This is a genomic window from Arthrobacter sp. alpha11c, from assembly GCF_054149985.1.
On record NZ_CP196747.1, the window covers coordinates 3081948 to 3102103 of the forward strand.

Sequence of the window (20156 nt, forward strand, 5' to 3'; positions counted from 1 at the left end):
GTCCGAAGCGCGGGGCTAGAGCCGGGTATCGAACGAATCGCAGAAGACGTTCTCGTTGAACGTTCCCTGGAACCGGGATTTGCCCTGGATTTTCCGGATGGTGGCCCGAATGGCCTCACGCGTTCCTGCATGAGCATGAATGGCGGTCTTGACCATGGGTACATCGATCAGATGGTTGGGCTGATTGAGGGAAATGAATACGGTGGGAACCTCGGTGGCGTACCAGGGAATCTCGGCGGCCATCGGCGAGGACCACTTGATCCGGATTGCCGCCTCCTGCGCGAAGCCCTTGACGTTGGCGAACACGAACGCGGCGTCGTACTTCTCCGCGTAGTCGCCCGTTGCTTCCTCGGCGAGCACCCTCATGAAATTCATGCCGGATTCCCCCACAGCTTCACGTTGCTCCGCTGTTTTGAATACGTGCACCTCAAAACCCGCGGCTTCAAGCTCCTCCTTAACGGTGTCCAGGTAGGCCAAGGGATCGGCGCGGGTGAAGTCAGCCCCACCCGAAATGCCATAGAGCCGGATGCGCTTGTGTGTTTCCGGGGTGATGGGCAGGTTCTGGGCTGTGTCCTTGACAAGCGTGACTGTCTTGTCCGCAACGTCTGCGGCAATTGCGCGGTGTGCGTCGCTGCCGATGACAGCCAATGCTTCCGCGGATGGCACCAGCTGCTCACGCTCAATCCGGTGCAATCCCAGGCTTGCCTTCAACCCCAGGATCCGCCGCAAGGCATCGTGCAGCCGGACCTCGGTGATGACACCCGACTTGTAGCCGTCCACCATGTACTGGAAGTCCTCTTCACCGTTGCGGAAGAACAGGAACATGTCACAACCCGCTGCGATGGTGGCCGGAACAAGGTCCTTGCGCTTCATTGCTTGCGTCAGCCCGACCATCAGGGATGCATCCGTCAGCACCAACCCGTTGAAGCCGAGCTCGCCCCGCAGCAGATCCTGCAACAGTTCCGGAGCGAGTGTCGCCGGCAAGATTTCAGCATCGGACAAACCGGGACGGAAGTGCCGGGACACCTCAGGGGCTCCGATGTGGCCGATCATGATCGACTGCACTCCGTGACCGATCATTTCGCGGTAGACGTGGCCGTACGTCCGGTTCCACTCCTCATAGCCCAAGGTGTTGTAAGACGTGACCACATGCTGGTCGCGTTCATCAATACCGTCGCCAGGGAAATGCTTCATGGCGCAGACGGTGGGCGATTCGCTGATGCCGTCGAAGTACTCCTTTGCCCGTTCCACCACTATCTCCGGGGTGTTCCCGAAGGCGCGGGTGGAGATGACCGTGTTCCGCCAGTTGTAGTGAATATCCACGATCGGCGCGAAAGCCCAATTGCAGCCCAAGGCAGCGGTTTCGACACCGGCCACCTGGCCCATTTGCCGGGCTATGGACTTATCCGGGTGTGAACCTGCTTGCAGGTGGGTGGACACAAACGTGCCATCATCGCAGCTGCCCGCGCCGCCCATCTCAGGATTTGAAGCTATTAGCAGCGGGATACGGGTCTTCGACTGCGCATAGCGGATGTGTTGCTGCACGGCCTTGGATGGCCCCGGCCGGTATCGCATGGCGCCGACGTGGAACTTCTCCAGTACGTCGTCGAGGTACTCCGGGGAGTAGTCGTTGTTGTGGTTGATGAAGAGCTGGCCGATCTTCTCCTCGAGGGTCATTGAGCCGATGGTGTTCTCCACCCATTCGACAGCTGCGTCGTCAAGATGGAAGGGAGCAGCTTTGAGGTCCACCAGGAACGTCGCCGCGGGGTGGCGCGCAGCTTCAGCATGTCCGTTCAAAGTGAGGCTCACTGAATCCACGATCTCCTCCACAGGTTGATCGATGTCCACTACCAAGCCGGCTTCATCGGATTGCAACAGCTCAAGCGTTGCGAGTTGCGAATCCAGCAGGGAGGCTGGCATGAAGTGGCCGGGCCGGGCGTTCATGCGCTCGTTCAGCAACTCACGCGTGCCATGCAGGTGCACGAACACCACGGACGGATCCCCACTGCGGATGATGTCCCGGTAGGCGCGCTTGAGGGCGCTGCAGGCAATAACAAGAGAAGAGTTCGACGCCGTGAATCGCCTCCCGATTTCGGCCAGCCATGGTGCACGGTCCTCATCGTTCAGCGGAGTACCCGAGGCCATTTTCTCGATGTTCGACTGCGGGTGCAGCGAATCGCCGTCGAGGAATTCAGCTCCAAGCCGCTCAGCGACGGCTGCGCCAACAGTGCTTTTGCCGCAGCCAGCCACGCCCATCACCACAATGTGCTGGAGGGGTTGCGCTTTACCAGTCATGTCCGCTTTACCAGTCATGCACCGTGCCGTCCACGAGGCGGTTGTACGGCAGGTACGCCTGCTGGTACGGGAACGCAGCAGCTGCTTCCTCGTTGAACTCCACGCCGATGCCGGGCTCGTCTCCGGGGTGCAGGTAACCGTCCTTGAACGTCATGGACTGCTGGAAGACCTCGTTGGTCTTGTCCGAGTGCTGCATGTATTCCTGGATGCCGTAATTGTGGATGGCCAAACCAACATGCAACTGGGCAGCGAAGCCCACTGGGGAGATGTCCGTAGGGCCGTGGAAGCCGGACTTGATCTGGTACTGGGCCGCGAAGTCCATGACCTTCTTCAAGGGCGAGATGCCGCCGAAGTGCGTCGAGGCCGCGCGGACGTAGTCGATCAACTGTTCCTTGATGAGCGTCTGGTAGTCCCACACGGTATTGAAGATCTCGCCGATGGCCAGCGGGGTGGTGGTGTGCTGGCGGACCAGGCGCAGCCCTTCCTGGTTTTCGGCCGGCGTGCAGTCCTCCAACCAGAACAAGTCATAAGGCTCCAGCGCCTTGCCAAGCTTGGCCGCCTGAATGGGTGTCATGCGGTGGTGGCCATCGTGAAGCAAAGGAATTTCCGGGCCGAACTCATTGCGCACGGCCTCGAAAACGCTAGGCAGGTGCCGCAGGTATGCGCGGGTGTCCCAGTCCTCCTCCAGCGGGAAATTGCCACGGCCGGCAGGCTCGTAGTCGTAGCGTTCACCCGAGGCCTGGGCTTGCGCTGCCACACCATACACAGCCTTGATGCCTGGGACCGCGGTCTGGATCCGGATGGACTTGTAACCCAGTTCCAGATGCTCGCGAACGGAGTCGAACAGCGAGGGGATGTCCGAACCCGAGGCATGTCCGTAGGCACGCAGCCCGTTACGGGATGCACCACCGAGCAACTGGTAGACCGGCATGCCGGCCACCTTGCCCTTGATGTCCCACAACGCCATGTCCACGGCAGCAATCGCGGCCATGGTCACGGGGCCACGGCGCCAATATGAGCTGCGGTACAGGAACTGCCAGGTGTCTTCGATCCTGTGCGGATCCTTTCCGATCAACAGCTGCGCCACATGCTCCTTGAGGTACGCAGCGACGGCGAGTTCCCGGCCGTTGAGCGTCGCGTCGCCGATGCCCGTTACACCGTCCTCCGTGGTGATGCGCAGCGTGACGAAGTTCCGGGAGGGGCTGGTCACGAAGACTTCAGCGGCAATGATTTTCACAGCTTTTCCTTTCGGGATTTGGCTGGGTTGAAGGGTTCCTTCTCGCCTCAATGCGATGTTCACCACAAGTACTGAATATGAGTCTAGAATTGTTTGCCACTTTTGGCAACCGGTTGCCGTCGTGGCAATTGCGATCGCCAGAAAGGAAAACTACGCTGCAGTTCCTGTCCCGGCACGGGCAGTGGCCCAAGCGGAGGTCAGCTCCTGGATCAGCTCCACCACGCCTGGCTCGGCGGCAAGGTCTGGGTCCAAAAGCCCCAGCAACGCCGCGACCCGCGCACCCCCAGAGAGCCCGTTGGCAGCTGCAATGGCTGAAGCCTGGGGATCCTGCAGCTCAGAATTGACCGCGACATAGGCGGACCACACGGCGATCATCCTCGCCGCAGCAACCCCGCTTCGCCCCGCGGCCCGCTCCGCACGAAGCACGGGCAGCGCACGCATTCGGAGCTTGGTGCTGCCGTCCGTGGCGATCTGGGCCAGATGATGTGCTATCCGGGAGTTCCCAAAGCGTTCAAGCAAGGCGGCCCGATATTCAGGGATGCCGAGTTCCTCACCGGAAAGGTGCTTGGCGGCTTCGTCCCAGAATTCCTCAACAGCTTCACGACATGCGGCGTCACCCAAGGCCTGCGCCACTGTGGTGTGGCCGCGCAACTGCCCGGCATAAGCCAGGATGGAATGCGCGCCGTTGAGGAGCCACAGTTTGCGGTTTTCGTAAGGTTCGATGTCATCCACAAAAACGGCTCCGGCGTCTTCCCAACGTGGACGCCCGGAGGGGAATTGTCCGCTCAGCACCCAGTTGTGGAACGGCTCAGTGATCACGGGCGCTTCGTCCCGATACCCGCACTGTTCACTGACCAGAGCAACATCGTCAGCTGTAGTGCGGGGCGTGATGCGGTCCACCGACGTGCTGACAAAGCTGACGTTGTGGTCGATCCAGTCGGCAAGTCCGGCGTCGAAGCGCAGGGCGATTTCCGCTACGCCCGCACGGGCCACATTTCCATTGTCTGAGAGGTTGTCGCAGGAAACCACCGCGAGGGGTCCGGCGTCGGCATCCCTACGGGCCGCGAGGGCACGGACCAAGCGGCCCAACGGCGTCGTGGGTTGCTCCCCCGCGACCAGCCGCGGCAGGTCATCCGCACCGAGTGCATATGCTGCTTCCGTGATGGTAAGTGTTATCACCGCGGTTTGCCGTGCTGAGACGAGTTCGATCAATCGCTCAATATTGGCGCCATCGATGGCTTCTACGATGCTGCCTACAACCTCGAAGGAATCCCCTGCATCGGATCGTTCCACCACGGTAAAAAGGCCGTCCTGCGCCGCAAGGACGTTGGCGGCATCCGGACGACGCCCCGTGAAGGAGGCGATACCCCAATCCCCTGCGTCGCCGGCGTGCTGCGTGTACCAGGCCTGGTGCGAACGGTGAAAGGCCCCGAGTCCCAGGTGCACAATGCGCACGGGAGCCTTTTCAACCGCTTTGACCTCACGGTTCAATCGAGGGAGCCCATGAACGCTCATAGTTTGAACACCCTGCGTGGCGAGGAATCGACGACGTCGAGAATCAGCTCGTGGGCGCGGGCTTCAGTCACGCGGTGTTCGGCTACAAGGCGCGCGAGGAAGGACGCTTCAATCCTGCGGGAGGCATCATGCCGTGCGGGAATGGAGCAGAACGCGCGCGTGTCATCGATAAAGCCGGAGGACCGCGAGAAACCGGCGGTTTCTGTAACTGCCGAGCGGAAGCGCAACATGGCATCCGGGGCATCGAGGAACCACCACGGCGCACCGATGAAGACGGACGGGTAGAACCCGGCCAACGGTGCCAGTTCACGGGAGAAAACGGTCTCGTCGAGGGTGAAAAGCACCAGGTGGAAATCCTTGGCCGTGCCAAAATCCTGCAGCAAGGGACGGATGGCCTCGGTGTAATTAACAGCGAACGGAATGTCATGACCGGTGTCCGCCCCAAAGGACTCGAACGTAGGTCCATGGTGGTTACGGTACGAGCCAGGGTGGATGGTCATGACCAAGCCGTCGTCCACCGACATCCGTGCCATCTGGTACATCATGTGGGCCTCGAAGGCATCGCGATCCTGCGCGGTAGCCTTGCCGGCACGGGCAAGTTCAAAGAGTGCTTCAGCTTCAGCGGCATCCAGTTTGAGCGTGGCCGGTGTGCGCACGCCGTGGTCCGCCGATACTGCGCCGTGCTCCACAAAGTAGCGACGGCGGTTTTCCAGGGCCGCGATGTATCCGGCGTAGCCCGTTGCGCCGTCCGCGGCAGTTTCGATCAAACGATCAACGTTGGCGTTCCAGCTGGGATGCGCCACATTCAGATAAGCATCCGGTCGGAACGTGGGAAGCACGCGGCCGTTGAAGCTGGGGTCATTAGTGAGGGCCTTGTGGCTGGCAAGGTCGTCCAGAGGATCATCCGTGGTGGCCAGGACCTCAATGTTGAAGTCCTTGAAAAGCTGACGAGGACGGAAGTCCGGCTCCACCAGCTTCGCGGCGATCGCGTCATAACTGGCGTCAGCCGGCATCTCACCGAGGTCTGCGCCGAGCTTGAACACTTCGTGGAATTGGGTGCGCAGCCAGTACCCGGAGGCAGTGCCCTCGAATAGCGGCCAGGCCTGGACGAACTGCCTCCAAATCTCCCGCGAATCAGGCGCGGACGCCGTACCTGTCAGCAACTGATCCATCGGAACACCATTGGCGTGGATCAGGCGGGTGACGTAGTGGTCCGGGCTGACCAGGAGCGCGGCAGGGTCAGGGAACGGCGTGTTCTGTTCAATGACAGCGGCGTCAACGTGGCCGTGCGGAGAAATGATGGGCAGGTCCTGGACGCGCTCCAGCAAGGAGCGCGCGATGCTGCGCGTCCCGGGATCTGCGGGCAGGAGCCTGTCAGGGTGTGCTGCGATGGACTGTGACATAGGTCAATCTTGCGGTTCAACTTGTCATTTTGTCAACCGGTTGCCAAAAATTGCCAACTCAGTGCAACAGTCGATTTGCCTGAACACTGAGGACTAGCTCAGCAGCCTTCCGCTTGACCCGCGCACCACGAGCTCGGTCTCCACGCTCACAGCTTCGCTGGGGGCATCGTGGCCTTGGAGCATGTCCAACAGAATGGTGACTGCGCGGGTTCCGCACTCCCCAAGGGGCGAGCGCACTGTGGTCAACGCCGGAGTAGTGAAGTCCGCACCGAAGATGTCGTCAAAACCCACGATGCTGATCTGGTCCGGAACCCGCATCCCACCGGCCTGGAGCTCCTGCATCAAGCCGATGGCAAGGAGGTCGTTGTACGTGATGACTGCGGTCGCCCCGCTTTCCAGGACATCGCGCGCTACCTGCCGGCCGCCGTCGACCGTAGGTTTGGACGATTCCAGACGGACCGCACCCAGCTTTGACCAATCGCATGCGGCTTTGACGCCCTCCCAGCGGCGGGCCGTCATCCAGGATTGCTTTGGACCAGCGACATAGGCGAGATTCTCATGGCCATTGGCGGCGAGGCTTCGGACCGCCTGGCTGATGCCCTTGTTGACATCCGGCACGACACAGGGAACGCCTTGGACCTCGCGATTGATAACGACTACCGGCTTGTCATTGGCCAGCGCTCGGATGTGGTCGTCATCCATACGGGGGCTGGCAAGGATAAGGCCGTCCACAGTGTTCAGCAGGCGACGTCCTGCCGTGACTTCCGTCTCTGGCGATTCCGCGGATTCGGCCAGGACCAAGGTGTAGTCACGGGCCGAGCCAGTGGTTTCAGCGCCGCGGATGATGTCAAAGAACGTCGGGTTGGTGATATCTGCAACGATCAGCCCAATCGTCTGCGTCCTTCCCGTTGGAAGCGCGCGGGCGAATGGGTTCACCTGGTAATTCAGTTGCTCGGCCGCATCCTCGATGATCTTCTGCGTCTTGGCACTGACCCTCCCGGGCTTACTCAGGGCACGGGACACTGTGGAGGGGTTGACGCCTGCAAGCTTGGCGATGTCGTAGATGGTGGGTGAGGTTTTCTCCCCCCGGCCGCGTTTGGTGGGGGTAGTCGCTGCTCCGGAGTTCGTCACGTCAGTCACCGCTCCATCGTAGACCTTTTGGCAACAAAATCAGGCCGGTTGCCATTCATTGATCTTGGCAACCGGCCCGCCCTGGTTAAGAACGCTCGGGGAACTTGCCTTCTTCGGCAATGCGCTTGTTGAGCTCCTGCAGGAATTCATCCTCGTCAAAGTCCAGCGAGACTTCCTTGCCGGTCCAGCTGGAGAGGTGGATGGCATTGGCCAGGCGGACACCGTTGATTCCGTCCGAGCCCGGAGCAAGCAGAGGAGTGCCGTCCAGAATGTTGGCCGCAAAGTTCTCCAGGACGCCGGCGTGCTGGCCGCCCCACGCAGACTCGAACTCGATAACCTCGCTGCTGTACAACTCGTCGCGGTTCAGCTGGCCCATAAAGAGTTTGCGGACACCCTCCATATCCATCGAATCGCTGATTTCCCGCTCCGGCTTGACCAGCCGCGTGACTGTGGCTACCTTGCTGTCCTCCACCACGATCTTGCCCTGGTCACCCAGGATTTCGAATCTGTCGGTTCCCACAATGTCGTGGGTGGCTGTCACGAAAACGCCCGTGGCGCCGTCGCCATAGTCCACTACTGCGGTGACCTCATCCTCGACGGCGATGTCCCGGCGGAAGCCGTACGCCACCTTGGAGTAAACGGACTGGGGGACGCCGCAGATCCACTGCCACAGGTCCAGCTGGTGTGGTGCCTGGTTGACCAGAACGCCGCCACCCTCGCCGCCCCACGTAGCCCTCCACTCGCTGGAGTTGTAGTAACCCTGCGGCCGCCACCAGTTGGTGATGATCCAGTTGGAGCGGCGGATCTTGCCGATCTCGCCGTTATCGACGATTTCCTTGAGCTTCTTGTAGAGCGGGTTGTTGCGCTGGTTGAACATGATGCCGAAGGAGAGCTCAGGCTTGGAAGCGGCGAACTCGTTCAGCTCCTTGACCTGCTTGGTGTAGACCCCGGCCGGCTTCTCCACCAGCGCATGAATGTCGCGCTTGAGTGATTCGATTCCCATCTCGGGGTGCAGGAAGTGCGGCACGCAGGTGATCACAGCATCAACGGAGCCGCTTTCCAGCAGCTCGATGTAGTCGTCGTAGAACGGGACATCCGGGTACTCGGATGCGGCAAGTTCCTTCTTGGCAGGATCCACGTCGCAAATGGCACCGATCTCCATGTTCGGCACCAAGCCGTCCGTAATGAACTTGGCGTAGGCGCCGCCTTGCTGGCCCAGGCCGATGATGCCGAGGCGTACTTTCTTGCTCATGAATGCAATCTCCTGTGTTGAAATCTAGAAAAGGTCGGCGTGGCCCATGGCCACCAGGTTGTCGTACGAGGTCTGGAGTGCATCCCAGACGGTCCGCCCGTAGAGTTCGTCCTGCTCCACCAGGAGGTACCGGGCACCGGCGGCCACGGCAGCAGGAATGATGGAGGGGAAGTCCAGGTTGCCTTCGCCCACTTCGGCGAACTGCACGACATTCCGGAACTCCGCCATGAACCCGGGGAAGTCGCCCTTCTCCAGGAGCCCGAAGGACGATTCCGGCATCTGGCCGATCCTGTAGTCCTTGAGGTGCACCATGGCAGTCTTGCCGGCGTACTTTTGGAGGGTGCGGACGGGGTCCAAGCCGCCGCGCTGTACCCAGTGGACGTCAATCTCCATACCCATGGCAGGTGAGTTTTCGGCGATGATGTCCAGCATGTATTTGCCATCGAACTTCGCGAACTCAATGTGGTGGTTGTGGTAGTAAAGGCTGATGCCTTGTTCCTGCAGCCGTTCGGCATAACCGTTGGCTTGCTTGGCGAATTCAACCACCGAGTCCAACGACTTCATCGCCCCGAACGGAAGCATGCCGATGCGCAGCAAGGAGGTATCCAGGCGCTTGGCATCGTCCACGATCTTGTCGAAGTTGTCCGCCAGTGATTCCACGGGCATGCCCTTGCGGCCTTCAATATTGACTGACAGCGCCGCGATGTCCATCCCCAGCTCCGTGCGGGAGCGGTCCAGTTCGCCCACATTCTCCGCAGTCATGGGGATCTGGGAAATTTCGACGGCGTTGTAGCCGATCGCACTGACCTTGCGGAGCGTTTCGAATGCTCCCACATCAGCAAAACTGTCCTTCAGCATCATGGCTTGGACGCCTATTGTGGCCACTTTTTCCTCCGGGGTTTCCGGGCCCTTCCGGACCCTGGATGTGTCATGGGATGCCGGGCTGTTCAGGCCACGGCACCTTGCTGTTCGATTTGGCTATGTTGGTTCGCGAGCAAGCGGTGGCGGTCTGCCCGGCGTTGTTCCTGGCGGTCAGGATCGGGCACAGGCGAGGCGAGCAACAGTCGCTGGGTGTAGGGGTGTTCGGGATCGCGGGTGACCACCTCGGCGGGGCCTTGCTCCACAATTTCGCCGTGGTACATCACGGCTACGCGGTGGCTGATGTGCCGCACGACGTCCAGGTCGTGGGACACGAACAGGTACGAAACCCCGGTGTCCTTCTGGATCTGCAGGAAGAGGTCCAGAACGCGGGCCTGGGTGGAGAGGTCCAATGCACTGACCGGTTCGTCGCAGACAATGAGTTTGGGTGACAGCGCCAAAGCCCGGGCAATCGCAACACGCTGGCGCTGGCCGCCGCTGAACTCACGCGGTAGTCGGTGGATCGCATCCGACGGCAAGCCCACCTGGTCCAGCAGTTCCTTGACACGCTTCTTGGCCGCAGCGGGTTCCATGCCTTGCACGCCGAGCGGTTCAGCCAGGATGTCGCCGATTTCCAGCGCCGGGTTCAGCGATGTGTAGGGGTCCTGGAACACCACCTGGAGGTCCCGGCTCAGCGTCCGGCGTTCCTTGCGCGAGGCGTTACTGATGTCGTTGCCTTCGAAAATCACTTTTCCGGAAGTGACGGGGGCGAGGCCCAGAACGGCCCTGCCCAAGGTGGTCTTGCCCGAGCCGGACTCCCCCACCAGGCCAAGGGTTTCGCCTTGGCCGATGGTGATGTTGATATCCGTCAGCGCCCGGAAAGGCTTGGCCCGGAACCTCTTGCTGGGGTACTCGACCACGAGGTTCTCCACGGACAGGAGCGGGGCCCCCTGCGATGAGTCAAAGGGGATGCTCATGCCACCGGCTCCTTCTGTGCTGCCGACCCAGGCTTGGATACAAGCATGGTCATGGGGGTCTTTCCTTCGAGCATGGACCCAAGAAGGGTCTGGGTGTACGGCTCTTTCGGGTTTCGGAGGATATCCCGGACGGTCCCTTCTTCAACAAGCCGGCCGTTCTGCATGACAACAACACGGTCGCAGAGATCGGCGACGACGCCGAAGTTGTGGGTCACCAGGATCACGCCGATGTTCAGGCGCTGCTGCAGTTCTCGGAGCAGGTCCAGCACATCCGCTTGGACGGTGACGTCCAGCGCCGTGGTGGGTTCGTCAGCGATAACCAAGTCCGGTTCGCAGCTGATGGCACCGGCGATGAGCACGCGCTGGGCCATGCCACCGGAAACCTCGTGCGGGTAAGCGTTGAAGGTTAATTCCGGGTTGGCAATGCCGACGTCGGTGAGCAGCTTGAGCGCACGCTGGCGGGCTTCTGACTTCGAGATTCCCAAGACACGGACCATGGGGGTAACCAGCTGGTACCCAATGGTGAAGGCCGGATCAAGGTTGCTCATGGGTTCCTGCGGAATGTAAGAGATCCTCTTGCCGCGGAGCTTGGACAACCGCTCCTGGCTGACGCGGTCTTCGCCCGGGGCAACGGTGTAGTTGCCGTCGAACTGGATGGAGCCGCCCACAATCCTGGCGTTGTCCGGCAGCAGGCCCAGGATGGAGAACGCGGTCTGGGACTTACCAGAACCCGATTCGCCAACAATGCCCAGGATCTCGCCGCGGTCCACGTGGAACGAGACGTCGTCCACCACTTTTTTGATGGAACCATCAGCCTGCGGATACCCGACGCCGAGGTTGGTCACCTTGACCAGGTGGTGCTCGGTTCCGGTCTCGACGGCGGCCACGGACTTACGTGACTGGCGCGCCTTGGCGGGTTCCGCCGTCGTGCGTTCTGCAGCATTGCGTTCAGCTTTGGCCGCCTTCTTCTTGCGGTGCTTGATCTTTTCGCCGTCTTCCAGGGCATCGCGAATGGCGTTCCCAAGGAGGACGAGTCCACCGATGGTGAGTGCCATGGCAAGTGCCGGCCAGAGAAGCAGGGTTGGCGTCAGATAGACGTTCTTGAAGCCTTCCGAGAGCATGACGCCCCAGGTTGCCTTGGTGGGATCACCAAGTCCCAGGAATTCAAGGCCGGACTGGATGGCGATGGCCACGCCCGCGATTGCTGCGGTCTGGATGATGATGGGTGCGCGGACCACGGAGAAGATGTGGCGGGCGATGATGCTCAGGTCCGAAAGGCCGGATACACGGGCGGCATCGACGTAGAGCTCGTTGCGGACCGACTGGACCGCGGTGCGTGTCAAGCGGAAATAGGACGGGCTGATGAGGACGCCGAACGCGATCATCGAAATCCACACGGACGGGCCGAAGGCCGCGCGGATGGTGAGCAGAACGATCAGGCCGGGCAGGCTCATCAGGATGCTCACTACCCAGTTGGAGACCGCTTCGAACTTGCCTGCGTAGTAGCCGGCGATCAGGCCCGCGGGGAGTCCGATCGCGATGGCTACACCTGCGCACAGCAGGGCGGACAACAGGGTGAGCTGGGAGCCGAAGAGCAGGCGGCTCCAGGTATCGCGTCCGGCGCTGTCAGTACCCAGGATGTTCACCGAGTCCGGAGCGGCCAACGTCTTGGAGATGTTGGCGAAGTTCTCCTCAAAGGGAGCCAGGACCGGGGCGAAAATAGCCAACAAGGCGATGCTGCCCAGGATGACCAGCGAAGCGATACCCAGGGGGTTCCTGATGAGGCGGCGCATCACGCCGGAGCGGACCACGGTACCGCTTTGTCCATCGGGGACCTTCGCTGCCACACCCATGGAATCGGGACTTGCGGAAATTGCCGCTGAATCTACGGAATCGCTCATGACACACGTACTTTCGGGTTGAGCCAACCATTAAGAATGTCCACCAGGAGGTTCACCACGATGACCACCACCACGGTGTACATCACCACTCCCATGACTACGGGAAGATCGGACTGGCCTGTTGCAGTAACTGCGAGGGGACCCATTCCCGGGAGGGCGAAGATTTGCTCGATGATCACCACGCCTCCCAGCATGCCGATCAGTTGCAAGCTCAGTACTGTGAGGCCTGCCGGGGCGGCGCTGCGGAGCACATGCTTGAAGAGGATTTCACGCTCTCCAATGCCCCGGCTGCGCAACGTCCGGACGTAGTCACGCTCGAGCTGCTTGATCACGGCGCTGCGGATTTGTTGTGCCCCGCCGGTGACTCCGTTGATGAGCAGTGCGATGACGGGAAGGGTCATGGAATATACCCAGGCCTCGGGTCCCACCTCGGGCGAGATAGTGCTGGTGGCCGGGAAGAGGCCCAGCTGGATGGCAAGGATCGTCACAAGGAACACGCCGATCACGTATCCGGGGATGGAGTCGCCGATGATGGCGCCAACCTGGACTGCCCTGTCCACCCAGCCGCGCTTGACGGCTGCAGCAACACCGATCAGAGCTGCGCAGATGGCGATCAGGATCATTGCGGAGAAAACCATGGTCATGGTCACCGGAATCCGGGTGGCCAAGGAGTTGGCCACCGGCTCCGACGTGAACCACGAGGCTCCAAGGTTTCCGCTCAAGGCATCGCCCAACCAGGCGAAATAGCGCGTTGCAAGTGGCTGGTCGAGTCCGAGCTCCTGTTCCTTCATGGCCACCTGTTCAGGTGTGGCTTGGTCGCCCAGGATATTTTGGGCGATGCTTCCGCTGGAGGTGTACAGCAGGATGAAGGTGAGCGCCGAGACTACGAACAACACCACCAGACCGCTGCCCAGCCTTTTCGCAATGAACTTGATCATGGGTTCCTACTTGGCGGGCGAGTAGTTATAGATGGACGGAACGGCCTGCTGTACTTGCGGGGTGACGTTCACTTTGTCGTTGTGGTAGTACATCTGGTTCACGCGGAAGAGCGGGGCGAACCATGCCTGTTCCACAACATACTTGTTGACTTCCTGGGCCAGCTTGCCGGCCTCTTCGCCACCGGTGCGCACAGCCTGGATCTTCGCCTCAAGCTCAGGTGTGGTGTTCTTGAAGGGGTTGTACAGCGCCTTGGTGGAGACGATCTGGTCGATCGCAACGGTGGGTTCACCTTGGAAGAGGTTGAAGAAGAGCGCCTGGTACTTCTGTGCCGCGACGTCCGCGGTGAACGTGTTGGTGATGGCGGCACCCGGCTTCAGGGTGATTCCAACGTCCGCGAGTTGTTGCTGCATGACTGAGATAAGGGTTTCAGCTCCAGGCAGGGTGGGGACGTCAAGGGTTACCTTGCCCTCGAAACCGGAGTCCTTCAACAGTTGCTTGGCCTTGGCGGGATCGTAACTGTAGTAGTTCTCCAGCTCCTCCGTCCAGGCGCCACTTTCCTTGCCGAACGGCTGCGAAGTGGGCGTGCCTTGGCCCAGCATTACCTGTTCCAGAATGGTCTTGCGGTCGAATGCATAGTTGATGGCCTGGCGGACCTTGACGTTGGCAAGTGCGGGGTTCTTCGTGCCATCCCGGTCCAGAAGGAGCAAACCGGACCAGTCAACCTGGTTGGTTTCGAGCTTCATCTTGGCACCCTCGGCCTGCTTGCCGTTCTTGGGATCCAGGAGAGTCGCATCAATCTGGCCGGAAACCAGGGCGTTGGTGCGGGCTGTAGGATCCGTGAGGATCTTCAGAGTCAGCTTCTTGTACTTCTGGAGGTCCTTGTTCCAGTATCCCTCGCGGGCCGTGAAGACCGTCTGGGAGTCCTTCACCGAGGCCGCTTTGTCCATCACGTACGGTCCTGAACCAACCGGTACGGTCTTGATCGCGTCAGTGCCGAGCGCTGCGGGGCTGCCCATCAGGCCGGCGGCCTGGCTCAGGAAGTACTCCAAGGCCGGCTCTGGAGCGCTGAGGTTGATGTCGATGGTGTCCTCGTCCACCACGGCGATGTCCGATACGGATCCGAGCTGGGCCATCTGTGGGCCGTTGGCCTTCTTGAAGTGGTCCAGGTTGGCCTTGGCTGCTGTGGCATCGAACTTGGCACCGTCGCTGAACGTGACGTCCTTCCGGAGGTCCACGGTGAGCTTGGTGTTGGAGTCGTTGTACTTCCACGCGGTGGCCAGCATGGGGCTGAGCTTGCCGTCCGGTTCGCGCAGGATCAGGGAGTCATAGGCTGCTTGATAAGGCTGCAGCGCGTGGCCGACGTGAGCCTGGGCAGGATCCCAGGAAGTGATGTCACGGAGCGTGCCCAGCGTCAAGGCTGTGACGGATTTTCCGCCACCAGCGTTTGAACCAGCTCCGGCTCCTCCGCCGCCACATGCGGTGAGCGCCAGGGAGGCGCTGAGTACGAGGGCGGCTGCTGCCGCCTTTGGACCTAACTTCATTGTCGGCTCCTACTGAGTCTTGGCCTGATGCGAATCAGAACGAAGGTTGTGGTGTGGACCACATTTTTATCGGTGTGGGACTTACATTACGGAAGTAATCCGAGCTTGGCAACCGATTGTCAAAAGTTTCTGAAAATGTTGCCAAGTTGCCGGGAGGCCAGGCTGGATTCCCTGAATTGGAGACGAAAACGGCCGGAAACCCCCAATGGCTCCCGGCCGGAATCGCCGGCAGTCGCTGGTACGGTTCAGCTCACCCGCTCCAACTGGTCCGGGTAGCTCTGCGCATAGATGTCCTTGACGATCCGGAGCGACTTGCCTGCCTCTGCAGGACTTATCCAGAAAGGTCCTTCGTCCTCGAGTCCGGCGTAAAAGTCCTTGATCAGCAGCTCATGCGAGACGCCCCAATAGGACCTGCCTCCCGTTTCCGCCACCCGCTCCGGGATGACATCCACTGTGCCGTCGTCGTAAGTCACCGTGAGGTCGCCGCGCAGGCTGAGCGTCGCCTTTTCGGTCACAATATCCAGCGCGACCGGCGCATTGACCGCATTAGCCAAAGTTGCATAGAAGACGCTGCGGGCACCGTTCACATGCTCGGCAACAAACTCCGCGGTGTCTTCCACCTCAATCACGCCAGCCAGGGAGCGGGTTGACGCCCGGCCTTCCACCTTGGCAACATCGCCCACCAGCCACTGAAGCAAATCGACAGTATGGATTGCCTGGTTCATCATCAAGCCACCCCCGCCCTCCAGCCAGGTGCCGCGCCAAGGCCGGTCGCGGTAGTAGTCGCCGTTCCGATGCCACATGACAGTGGCCGATGCGCCGATTACCCGACCCAGCCCACCGCCGTCGAGCATTTTCCGCATTGCCTGCGACGTCACGTTGTAGCGGTTCTGGAAGCAGACGGCGATCTTCGCCGGGCTCCGTTCAGCCGCACCAATGAGCCGCTTTCCCTCATCAAGCGTGTGCGCGAGAGGTTTCTCGACGATTACATTGACGCCGCGCTCCAGGCAGTCGGCGGCAAGGGACGCATGGAGGTGGTGTGGGGTACAAATATGCACGACGTCGGGACGCGCCTTCTCCAGCATGTCCAGGTAGTCCGTGTACCCCGGTACGCTATGGGCGGCTGCCGCCGCTTGCAACCGCCCTGGATCGGTATCGCACACGGCCACCAGTTGGACGTTGTCCAATGTTGAGATCGCCGAAAAGTGGATCGTTGAGATGTCACCGCAACCGATGACTGCCGCTGTAGGCATTTCCTGCTCCTTTGAAGGATGGTGCTGGTGAGTTTGAGGCCGAGCCGGCTTGTCAGGCCAGTTCGACGCCGTTCCTGGCGGCCAGGCCCGCGAAAGCCCGCGCGGCGATGCCGAAGGCTGCGGGTCCGGAGTACCCGCCCAGCTCGTGTGCATTGCCGAGGTGCGGCTCCAGGGATGCGAAGCCTGTGAAACCGTCGGCCTTGAGTGCGGCAATGGTGGCATCCAGTTCGCCGTCACCCTGCCCGGAAGGAACCACTTCGCCCGTATCGGCCAGGGCATCCTTCACCTGCAAGTACTCAAGGTACGGACGCAGCATCGCATAGCCCTCGGTGTAAGGCTTCACGCCTACCTGTACGAAGTTGGCGTTATCCCACGCCACGCGGAGTGCTGGCGACGCCACGGTCTCCATGATGTCCAGGACCCGCTCGGGCGTATCGCCGTAGATGCCTTTTTCGTTTTCGTGGAGCAGAACGATTCCATTGGCTTCGGCCTCTGCAGCCAATGCCCTCATGCGTTCCATCACGGCATCCCGGATTTCTTCCTGGCTCTGGCCGTCGGCGCGGTAGAAGGAGAAGATCCGGACGTACTTGGCGTCCAGACCCTTGGCCACGGAGATGATCTGGCCGAGCCGATTGACCTCATGCTCCACCGGAAGGCTGACGTCCACCTTGCCTATGGGGCTGGCAACGGCGGAGACTTTAAGGCCCTTTTCGTCAAGAATCCCCCTGAGTCGCTCCACTGCTTCCTTTTCGAGCTCGGACACGTTGACGTCCCAGGCACTGCGGACCTCGATGTGGCTGGCGCCGAGGGCCAGAAGTACAGCTGCCTGGATTGCGGGATCGGGGTCTATCTCATCGCCGAAACCGGACAGGCTCCACACGGCATTGGGTTGAGGCACGAAATCTCCTAGATAGTTCCTGTGGCGACTGGTTCCTGTGGCGGCGCTGCAGGGACGCGGTGACGCAGTTCACAGGCGGTGTTGTCATCATGAGTTTAGCCAGCTTGGCATCCACATGACAACCGATTGCCACAAACTGCCATGCTGTGGCATTCTTGGTAAACGGTGTGGCAGCAATCACAGCCGGATGACCCGTTGTTCAGAGAGGAACACCCATGACGACGCAACCCGTGGCATCAGACCGGCCCGCCACCATCCATGACATTGCCGCCCTTTGCGGAGTCGCGGCGTCCACTGTCTCCCGAGCGCTTACCAATCCGGACCGCGTCAATATCCGCACCCGGCAGCGGATCCAAGCTGCCGCCGTCGAACTTAACTACACGCCGAACTCCCAGGCAAAGGCGCTGAGCTCCGGCCGGACCGGAGCGGTGGGCGTGCTGGTGCCGGATATCACCAACCCGTTCTACTTCGACCTCATCCGCGGAACACAGTTGCAACTCAAGGCTGCAGGGTACACACAGCTACTGGTGGACACCGAGGAATCCGATGAAGTTGAGGCCAGCACCCTGGAGCAGCTACGCAAGAGTGCTGACGGCGTGATCGTCGCAGCCTCCCGCTTGAATGACGAGTCACTCGCCGCTGCTGCCGCCAAGATGCCCATGGTCACCGTGAACCGGGACGTCGGCGGCGTTCCTGCCGTCATCATCGATACTCCCTCCGCAATGCCGCAGGCGTTGGATCACCTTATTTCGCTGGGGCACACATCCGTGGCTTACGTAGCCGGGCCGGCAGTCTCGCAGTCGAGCGCCCGGCGGTGGGTCGCATTGTCCGCAGCCGCCGAGGAACGCGGCGTGGACGTCCGCAGCCTCGGCCCTTTTGCGCCGAAGACGCAGTCCGGCGCCGCCGCCGCCGATGCGGCAGTCCACAGTGGAGTGACTGCCTGCATTGTGTTCAACGACCTCATAGCGATCGGCATGTTGCAGCGGCTTCGCGAACGCGGCCTGCGCGTGCCCGAAGACATGAGCATAGTGGGCTGTGACGATATCTTTGGGGCCGATTTTTGCAATCCCCCGCTCACCACCATGAGCTCACCCATTGAGCAAGCAGGCCGTGTGGCCGTGTCCATGCTGCTGGCCCAGCTGAACCCGCTGGCGGGAGGCGGGAACCGCAGCCGTTCCGTCATGCCTACCCATCTCACGGTCCGCGGCTCCACGGGTCCGGTCCCCAGCTCCTAGGATCCGAGGGTCCTTGGCGATCGTTCTCTCACATCCTGCCGGTTTTGGGCGTTTCCTCGTTACCTTTTTCGTAGCCCGTTTCCTGGTGCAGGATGTGGGTGTGCTGGCCTGCTGCCCCGGCATGATTGCTTTCCTCTGTCGATCCGATGATCTTGAGAGTGTTGTCACCGGGGTTGGTAGGTGCCGGGAGACCGCTGATAGGGGCAGGACAGTTCGGGAACGTCGTGCGTAACGTGGGTGCCGGGTCCTGACACCGCTGCCGGGCCAGCATGGAGCTGACTACGACTGGAGGGACCGGATGATCGCGAACCACGATGGTGTCGAAGTGTTTATTGGTCTGGATGTTGGCAAGGGCGTCCATCATGCCGTTGCCGTGGACCGGGCCGGAAAGAAATTGCTGGACCGGGCGCTGCCCAACGATGAAGCCAAAATCCGGGAAATCATCGCCGAACTCGAGGACGCCGGACGAGTGTTGTTGGTCGTTGACCAGCCAGCAACCATCGGCGCGTTGCCGGTAGCGGTGGCCCAGGCCGCCGGTGTTCTTGTCGGGTATCTGCCGGGGCTGGCGATGCGCCGGATCGCGGACCTGCACCCCGGAGAGGCGAAAACCGATGCCCGGGATGCGTTCATCATCGCCGAGGCCGCCAGGACCATGCCGCATACATTGCGCTCGGTTCAGTTGGCCGATGAGCAGCTCGCTGAGCTGAGCATGCTTTGTGGTTTCGATGATGACCTGGCCAAGCAGGCCACGGCGACCTCGAACCGGATCCGCGGGCTGCTCACCCAGATCCACCCTGCTCTGGAAAGGGTGTTGGGACCCTACATGGATCATCCTGCGGTGCTGGACCTGCTGCGGACCTGGCCTACCCCCGAAGCGCTCCGTCACGCAGGCCGGCGCCGGATCGGGAACCGGCTGACCAAACTCGCGCCGCGGATGGGCGAACGCCTTGCCGATGAAATCATCGAGGCCCTGGGCCGGCAAACAGTCACTGTTGTCGGCACGAATGCCGCGACCATCGTGCTGCCCCAGCTCGCGGCCATGCTCTCCGGGCTTCACGAAAACCGCGCCATGGTCCTCACCCAGGTCGAAGCTCTCGTGGAGGCCCACCCTCTTCACCCGGTCCTGATGTCTCTGCCGGCCGTGGGCATCAGGACCGCCGCACGAATCCTCACCGAAGTCGCCGGGAAAGACTTCCCCACCGCCGGGCACCTGGCCTCTTACGCCGGGCTGGCCCCAGTCACCTGGCGATCCGGGTCCTCCATCCGCGGCGACCACTCCTCCAGAAAAGGCAACAAAGTCCTCAAACGAACTCTTTTCCTCTCCGCGTTCGCTGCGCTCCACGACCCGCCGTCCCGGGCCTACTACGAACGCAAACGCGCCGAAGGAAAACGCCACAACCAGGCAATCATTGCCCTGGCACGACGCCGCTGTGACACCCTCTACGCAATGCTCCGCGACGGCGCCCTCTACCAACCCCCAACACCCGCCACCACTTGACGAAAAACATAGGGGCACTCTCACGTCCTGCCGGTTTTGGGCGATCGTTCTCTCACATCCTGCCGGTTTTGGACGTTTCCTCGTTACCTTTTTCGTAGCCCGTTTCCTGGTGCAGGATGTGGGTGTGCTGGCCTGCTGCCCCGGCATGATTGCGTTCCTCTGTCGATCCGATGATCTTGAGAGTGTTGTCACCGGGGTTGGTAGGTGCCGGGAGACCGCTGAT

14 protein-coding genes and 1 pseudogene are annotated in these 20156 nt (G+C 61.3%); 2 read left to right on the plus strand and 13 right to left on the minus strand.

Annotation, left to right across the window (positions count from 1 at the left end):
- Positions 1-15: 15 nt before the first annotated feature.
- The 13 genes from ACTAQJ_RS14040 to ACTAQJ_RS14100 form a co-directional block, all read right to left on the minus strand.
- Complete coding sequence (locus ACTAQJ_RS14040) at positions 16-2313, minus strand: gluconokinase, GntK/IdnK-type (RefSeq protein WP_498696965.1); 2298 nt, start codon at positions 2311-2313, stop codon at positions 16-18.
- On the minus strand, positions 2303-3532 hold the full coding sequence (gene manD, locus ACTAQJ_RS14045; protein ID WP_431117894.1) for a D-mannonate dehydratase ManD: 1230 nt from the start codon (positions 3530-3532) through the stop codon (positions 2303-2305). Before manD ends, ACTAQJ_RS14040 begins: the two co-directional genes overlap by 11 nt.
- 150 nt (positions 3533-3682) lie before the next feature.
- A complete protein-coding gene (locus ACTAQJ_RS14050; RefSeq protein ID WP_431117893.1) occupies positions 3683-5047 on the minus strand; it encodes a mannitol dehydrogenase family protein in 1365 nt (454 codons plus the stop codon).
- Positions 5044-6450, minus strand: coding sequence for a glucuronate isomerase (gene uxaC / locus ACTAQJ_RS14055; protein ID WP_498696967.1), 1407 nt, complete (start codon positions 6448-6450; stop codon positions 5044-5046). The genes ACTAQJ_RS14050 and uxaC overlap by 4 nt, the downstream gene beginning before the upstream one ends.
- Before the next feature lie 93 nt (positions 6451-6543).
- Positions 6544-7590, minus strand: a complete 1047-nt coding sequence (locus ACTAQJ_RS14060; RefSeq protein ID WP_431117890.1) for a LacI family DNA-binding transcriptional regulator — start codon at positions 7588-7590, stop codon at positions 6544-6546.
- Positions 7591-7666: 76 nt separating this feature from the next.
- Positions 7667-8833, minus strand: a complete 1167-nt coding sequence (locus tag ACTAQJ_RS14065; protein ID WP_431117889.1) for a Gfo/Idh/MocA family protein — start codon at positions 8831-8833, stop codon at positions 7667-7669.
- 24 nt (positions 8834-8857) lie between these two features.
- Entirely contained in the window at positions 8858-9718 is an 861-nt protein-coding gene (locus ACTAQJ_RS14070) for a sugar phosphate isomerase/epimerase family protein (RefSeq protein WP_431117888.1), read from the minus strand.
- A gap of 62 nt (positions 9719-9780) precedes the next feature.
- Positions 9781-10668, minus strand: coding sequence for an ATP-binding cassette domain-containing protein (locus ACTAQJ_RS14075; protein ID WP_498696972.1), 888 nt, complete (start codon positions 10666-10668; stop codon positions 9781-9783).
- Positions 10665-12569 (minus strand): dipeptide/oligopeptide/nickel ABC transporter permease/ATP-binding protein, encoded by a 1905-nt coding sequence (locus ACTAQJ_RS14080; RefSeq protein ID WP_498696975.1) that lies wholly within the window; start codon positions 12567-12569, stop codon positions 10665-10667. The genes ACTAQJ_RS14075 and ACTAQJ_RS14080 overlap by 4 nt, the downstream gene beginning before the upstream one ends.
- Positions 12566-13507, minus strand: coding sequence for an ABC transporter permease (locus ACTAQJ_RS14085; protein WP_431117885.1), 942 nt, complete (start codon positions 13505-13507; stop codon positions 12566-12568). The genes ACTAQJ_RS14080 and ACTAQJ_RS14085 overlap by 4 nt, the downstream gene beginning before the upstream one ends.
- 6 nt (positions 13508-13513) lie before the next feature.
- Positions 13514-15049, minus strand: coding sequence for an ABC transporter substrate-binding protein (locus tag ACTAQJ_RS14090; RefSeq protein WP_431117884.1), 1536 nt, complete (start codon positions 15047-15049; stop codon positions 13514-13516).
- Between the two features lie 245 nt (positions 15050-15294).
- Positions 15295-16302: a Gfo/Idh/MocA family protein gene (locus ACTAQJ_RS14095; RefSeq protein WP_498696979.1), complete on the minus strand. Its 1008-nt coding sequence runs from the start codon at positions 16300-16302 to the stop codon at positions 15295-15297.
- A 52-nt stretch (positions 16303-16354) separates the two neighbouring features.
- On the minus strand, positions 16355-17200 hold the full coding sequence (locus ACTAQJ_RS14100; RefSeq protein WP_498696981.1) for a sugar phosphate isomerase/epimerase family protein: 846 nt from the start codon (positions 17198-17200) through the stop codon (positions 16355-16357).
- Between the two features lie 215 nt (positions 17201-17415).
- Between ACTAQJ_RS14100 and ACTAQJ_RS14105 the strand changes: the two genes are divergently transcribed.
- A complete protein-coding gene (locus ACTAQJ_RS14105) occupies positions 17416-18435 on the plus strand; it encodes a LacI family DNA-binding transcriptional regulator (protein WP_498696982.1) in 1020 nt (339 codons plus the stop codon).
- 237 nt (positions 18436-18672) lie between these two features.
- Positions 18673-19933, plus strand: a pseudogene (locus ACTAQJ_RS14110) (IS110 family RNA-guided transposase).
- Positions 19934-20156 lie beyond the last annotated feature (223 nt).